Annotated in this window: 4 protein-coding genes and 3 pseudogenes; 1 reads left to right on the top strand and 6 read right to left on the bottom strand. The window is 60.1% G+C overall.

Annotated features, from left to right (window positions below; genetic code table 11):
* The 5 genes and pseudogenes from AWB81_RS39975 to AWB81_RS39995 all read right to left on the bottom strand — a co-directional run.
* Nucleotides 1-473: MFS transporter (locus AWB81_RS39975; protein WP_235026166.1), on the bottom strand; the 473-nt coding region annotated here is incomplete at its 3' end.
* 54 nt (nt 474-527) lie between these two features.
* A pseudogene (gene eno, locus AWB81_RS39980) lies at nt 528-797 on the bottom strand (phosphopyruvate hydratase); the annotation flags it as partial.
* Between the two features lie 8 nt (nt 798-805).
* Nucleotides 806-2,224 carry a pyruvate kinase gene (gene pyk / locus AWB81_RS39985; protein ID WP_062643854.1) on the bottom strand — a complete coding sequence of 473 codons (1,419 nt, stop codon included), beginning with the start codon at nt 2,222-2,224 and terminating at the stop codon, nt 806-808.
* Nucleotides 2,225-2,359: 135 nt separating this feature from the next.
* Nucleotides 2,360-3,502 (bottom strand): annotated as a pseudogene (locus tag AWB81_RS39990) (glycerate kinase type-2 family protein); the annotation flags it as partial.
* 305 nt (nt 3,503-3,807) lie between these two features.
* Nucleotides 3,808-4,872 (bottom strand): tartrate dehydrogenase, encoded by a 1,065-nt coding sequence (locus tag AWB81_RS39995; protein ID WP_062643851.1) that lies wholly within the window; start codon nt 4,870-4,872, stop codon nt 3,808-3,810.
* Nucleotides 4,873-4,982: 110 nt separating this feature from the next.
* On the opposite strand from AWB81_RS39995, the pseudogene AWB81_RS40000 reads away from it, so the two are divergent.
* Nucleotides 4,983-5,246 (top strand): annotated as a pseudogene (locus AWB81_RS40000) (LysR family transcriptional regulator); the annotation flags it as partial.
* Here the strand turns inward: AWB81_RS40000 and AWB81_RS47790 are convergent.
* Nucleotides 5,164-5,391 (bottom strand): nucleotidyl cyclase domain-containing protein, encoded by a 228-nt coding sequence (locus AWB81_RS47790; RefSeq protein ID WP_235026167.1) that lies wholly within the window; start codon nt 5,389-5,391, stop codon nt 5,164-5,166. The pseudogene AWB81_RS40000 and the gene AWB81_RS47790 overlap by 83 nt on opposite strands.
* Nucleotides 5,392-5,565: the final 174 nt, after the last annotated feature.

Below are 5,565 nucleotides of genomic sequence, written 5' to 3' on the forward strand. Positions count from 1 at the left end.
TTACCGAGAACTGGATCGGCGCTCACGAACGCCAAGATGAGACCGTGAGAAAGGCGCAAGAACTCGGCACTCTCGAGACCAGAGCTGAGATACAGGATGATGCCCGGGAAGAAGCCTGCCTCGGCTGCACCCAAAAGAAACCGCACGATGTAAAAGCTGGTCGGCCCTTTAACAAAGGCCATGCACGCTGAGATGATGCCCCATGTGACCATGACCCGAGCGATCCATAACCGGGCTCCTACTTTGTGGAGCGCGATGTTGGATGGCACTTCGAACAGGAAGTAGCCCCAGAAGAAAATGCCGGCGCCGAAACCGAGGATCGAGGCGGTGACTCCCAAATCCGTTCGCATTGTCAACGAAGCGAAGCCAATGTTGACGCGATCGATGTAGGCGACGAAATACAGCAGCATGATGAACGGCACGATGCGCCAGCTAATCTTGCGCAAGGTCCGCTTTTCGAGATCGTTGTCCATGGAATGTCTCCTTTTCCGATTACTGATTGATGACAGCCGTCTGACGCGGCCTTATATGCCTGCCTGATCGGCCGCGTCGAAGCCGAGCAACGCCTGACGCAGTTCGCCGTCGACGTGGCTCACCGCCCGCCGCACTCCCTTGCCGCCATATCGCGACATGTCGCCGTCGCGCAATTCCAGCGCCTCGCGGGCGCCGGTCGATGCGCCGGACGGCGATATCGCAAACCCTTTCGAACCATCGTCCAGTGTCACTTGAGCAGCCACGGTGGGGTTGCCTCGGGAATCGAGCAGCTCGAAGCCCTTGACGTCTTGAATGCATGCCATGTTGTCTCTCACTGGATTTGCGCGATGCGCAGCAAGTTGGTGGTGCCGGGCGAGCCGAACGGCATGCCCGCGGAAATGACGACCGTCTGCCCTGTCTCGCCGAAGCCTTCGTCGCGGACGGTGGCGCATGCCAGTTCGCTGACTTCGAGCAGATCGATCACTTCGTCGCAGAGGACCGGGTGGACGCCCCAAGCGAGTGCCAGGCGACGGGCCGTCGCTTCTCGGGGAGTCATGCCGATGATCGGCGCGGCTGGCCGCTCGCGTGCCATGCGCAGCGCCGAATAGCCGGAACTCGTGTAGGCGACGGTCGCGACCGCGTTGAGCAGACTAGTGACGTGGCGCATCGCGTAGCCGATCGCATCTGCCGTGTTCGCGCGAGGCGCCGCGTGCGACGTCGTGATGACTTCGCGGTAGTAGGGATCGCTTTCGGTCTGCGTGATGATGAGGTCCATCGTCCGGACGGCTTCGACCGGATATTTGCCGCTCGCCGACTCGGCAGACAGCATGACCGCATCGGCGCCGTCGTAGATGGCGGTCGCCACGTCTGACGCTTCGGCGCGTGTCGGGACGGGCGCCGTGACCATCGACTCGAGCATCTGCGTGGCGACGATCACCGGCTTGCCGGCCTTGCGGCAAGCACGCACGATCCGCTTCTGGATCGCGGGCACCTGCTCGGAGGGCATCTCGACGCCCAAGTCGCCGCGCGCGACCATCACGGCGTCGGCTTCGTCGACGATCGCGTCGAGGCTGCCGATCGCCGCCGGCTTCTCGAGCTTAGCGACGATCCCGATGCGATCGCCGACGATTTCGCGAACCTCCCGAATATCCTCAACGCGCTGCACGAACGACAGCGCCAGCCAGTCGATGCCGAGCGTCAGGCCAAACTCAAGGTCGCGGCGATCCTTGTCGGTCATCGCGGAGAGCGGCAACACGACGTCCGGCACGTTGACGCCCTTGCGCTCTGAGAGAGGTCCTCCGACGACGACGAAGGTTTCTGCGAAGTCAGGCCCGCAACGTTCGACTCGAAGCTGGACACGCCCGTCATCAAGCAGGAGATTCGTTTGCGCTTTGAGTGCCGCAAAGATCTCAGGGTGCGGGAGCGCCACGCGATGGATATCGCCGGGCGTGCTGGCGTCGAGATCAAGCCGGAACTTTGCACCCTTTTCAAGTTTGATCGGCCCATTCGCGAACGTGCCAATTCGAAGTTTCGGACCCTGCAGATCCAGAAGGACACCGATCGGCCGACCCGCGTCCTTCTCGATCGAGCGAATGATCTTGAGCCGAAGTTGATGATCTTCATGTGTGCCGTGACTGAAGTTCAGCCGGAAGACGTCGGCACCGGCGTTGAACAGGGCTTCGATGGTTTCGCGACTTGTGCTGGCAGGCCCAAGCGTGGCGACAATTTTGGCATTTCGATTGCGACGCATCTTTAGTTGCTCCTTGGATTGCCGTGCTGAGCGGCAATAAAAATGGCACGGAAATCGTTCACGTTGGTGAGCGTCGGCCGCAGTGGGACGGATGCCGAGTTCTCGAGCACGCAACAGAGTGTCGGGTCTCAGCAATGCGCCGGCGATCTCTTCTTGCCTGTCGACGCCGTCCGTATCCCCGGCAAGTGCAAACACTTCCGACTCGCCGTTTAACGCGACGCCAAGCGACAGCAGAAACTCGACGTTGCGCCCGCCCCTACCGTTGCCGTGAATGGTCACTGTGGTTTCACCGCCAGATAACAAAACGCAGGGAGCCTCGAAAGGCTGTCCGCGGCGGTGTACCTGTTTGGCGATACCAGCCATGACTGCGCCGACATCGCGAGCCTCGCCCTCGATTGAGTCTCCGAGGATGTGAGCTTCGATTCCGGCAGCTCGCGCCTCGTGCGCCGCAGCTTCGAGCGCGAGCTGCGGCGTCGCAATCAAATGGGTTTCGATATGCGGCAATCGCGGATCGTCAGGTTTGATGGTTTCGGTTTGGCCGCTTTCCAACAGCGCGACGACCGAAGATGAGACCTTGATCTCATATCGCTTCAATACAGCCAGAGCGTCCGCACAGCTAGTCGGGTCAGGAACGGTCGGCCCCGACGCGATATCGGCTGCGGAGTCTGCCGGCACGTCTGAGATGATCAGATTGACCACCCGAGCCGGATAGCAAGCCGCCGCGAGCCGACCACCCTTGATCGCCGAAAGATGTCTGCGCACACAGTTCATCTCCGATATGGTCGCGCCGCTCGCAAGTAGCGCTTGATTGATGTCCTGCTTGTCTTGCAATGTCAGGCCTTCGGCCGGCAGGGGCAGCAGCGACGATCCACCGCCCGAAATGAGGCACAGGACCAGATCGTCGGCACTCAGTCCTGACACGCGTTGAAGCATTCGTTTGGCTGCGGTAAGTCCGGCTTCATCCGGGACTGGATGCGCTGCCTCGATGATCTCAATTCGCTCACAAGGGACCGCGTAGCCGTAACGTGTCACAACGATTCCTTCGAGCGGCCCGTCCCAATGATCTTCGACCGCTTTGGCCATTGCCGCCGAGGCTGTGCCGGCGCCAATCACAATGAGTCGCCCGCGCGGCCGGGCGGGGAGGAAATCGGGTACCCGCAACGAAGGCTGTGCAATTGCGATTGCCGCATTGAACATCCTTTTCATCAAGCGGTCGGCGTCGAGTTCGCCACTCGCGCTGACATTGGATGACGGAGAAGAAGAGATCGAGTCTTTCATTCGTTGTCCCGCCCGCTGGCTGCGTTGGCGACGAGAGAAATGAAAGGCGAAAGATGGGTCGAGGCAAACATCGTGTCTCCTGCTTGTGCCTAATCCGTAGGGACGAGCATCATCCGCCACGCACCATTGCGGCTTTGTCTGGATAGTTATTGCGTCAACTGAAACTAGCGACGAGGCGCCTGGTCAAGAAGGGCGTTGGAGTCACGGCACTCCGCCCGTAGCCCGCCGACCGGCAGGCTTGTGGTGGGAAAGATCAGAGCCGGCTATTGGCCTTAAGTGGTAGCGTTAGCTGCCGGCGCTTCGGCCTAGTCCAGCAGCGCGCACACCGCTGCGGTCACCTGTGCGGTCGTCGCCTTGCCTCCGAGATCGCCGGTGTGCAGGGCCGGGTCGCCGGTGACTGCTTCGATTGCTTGCATCACACGCTTGGCCGCTTCGACTTCACCAAGGTGCTCCAGCAGCATCACGACCGACCAGAAAGTGCCAACCGGATTAGCGAGGCCTTTGCCCATGATGTCGAATGCGGAGCCGTGGATCGGCTCGAACATCGACGGATAACGACGCTCTGGATCAATGTTGGCGGTCGGGGCGATGCCCAGGCTGCCAGCGAGTGCCGCGGCCAGATCGCTGAGAATGTCGGCGTGGAGGTTGGTGGCGACGATCGTGTCCAGCGTAGCCGGTCGATTGATCATGCGGGCCGTCGATGCATCGACCAACTCCTTGTCGCACTTGACGTCCGGGAATTCCTTGGAGATCTCAAGGGCGATTTCGTCCCACATCACCATGGCATGGCGTTGCGCATTGCTCTTCGTGATCACCGTGAGCTGCTTGCGCGGACGCGATTGCGCGAGCTTGAACGCGAAGCGCATGATGCGCTCGACCCCTGCACGGGTGAGAATCGACACGTCCGTCGCGGCCTCGATCGGGTGTCCCTGGTGGACTCGACCGCCTACACCGGAATACTCCCCTTCGGAATTCTCACGCACGATGACCCAGTTCAGATCCTCGGGGGCGCAACGCTTGAGCGGTGCGTCGATGCCCGGCAAGATCCGCGTCGGCCGCACGTTAGCGTATTGATCAAGGCCCTGACAAATCTTCAGACGCAAGCCCCACAGCGTGATGTGATCCGGGACATCCGGGTCGCCCGCCGATCCGAACAGGATCGCGTCTTTGTCGCGCAAAGCATCGAGACCGTCCTCGGGCATCATCACGCCGTTTTCACGGTAGTAGTCAGCGCCCCAATCGAAGTCTTCGAATTCAAAAGCGAAGGTCTTGTTCTTGTTAGCGAGTGCCTCAAGAATTTGGCGGCCGGCCGGTACGACCTCCTTGCCAATGCCGTCACCAGGAATCGTCGCGATGCGATAGGTCTTCATGTCTCCGTCCTTTGAAATGTTTGAGTGTGGATGAACTGTACCTAGGTTCCATCAGTGAAAACTGGGTCTAGATTCAAGGCGTCTTTAACTTTGAGTTACTAATTGCTGGCATGCACGAGACCGTCCAATCGTCAGATTCGAGCCTCTTTTCGACACTTGCGGCTGCCGGTAGTCCGAGTGCCGCAGCGCGTGAACTGAGATTGACGTCGGTCGTGGTCAGCAAACACTTAACTCAGTTGAACAGTCGGGCAGGTGTCGCCTTCATCGATCGGACTACCCGGCGGATGATGCTCACGCCAGAGGGTGAGCTTTATCTCGAACATGCTCGTCGAATTTTTGACGAAATCGACAAGTTGGAAGAGCTATTGGGGAGCCCGTAGCAACCCCGACCCGCACTCGCCAACGTTCGCCCGTACCGGAATCGAGTTTGGCGATGGCTCGCACGAGCGTCATTCCGGCACGTACAGCCCGCTCGGCATCGTCGTCGTGCGCTCGTGGATAGCCAAAATAGGCCAGCACACCATCGCCTACGTACTTGGCAAAGTGGAGGTGTGTCGGTCTGCCAGCCCGCGCTGGGAATGAAGACTATTAACGCGATCTACGTAAAATCATTGGTCGGTTTCAAGCCGAAGTGCAACAGGGGGGTTAATGTTTAGCGTTTTGAGGTTGGGTTGCTGAGGCGAGCGTGGCGGC

The sequence above is a fragment of the Caballeronia arationis genome (assembly GCF_001544975.2).
Lineage (GTDB): Bacteria > Pseudomonadota > Gammaproteobacteria > Burkholderiales > Burkholderiaceae > Caballeronia > Caballeronia arationis.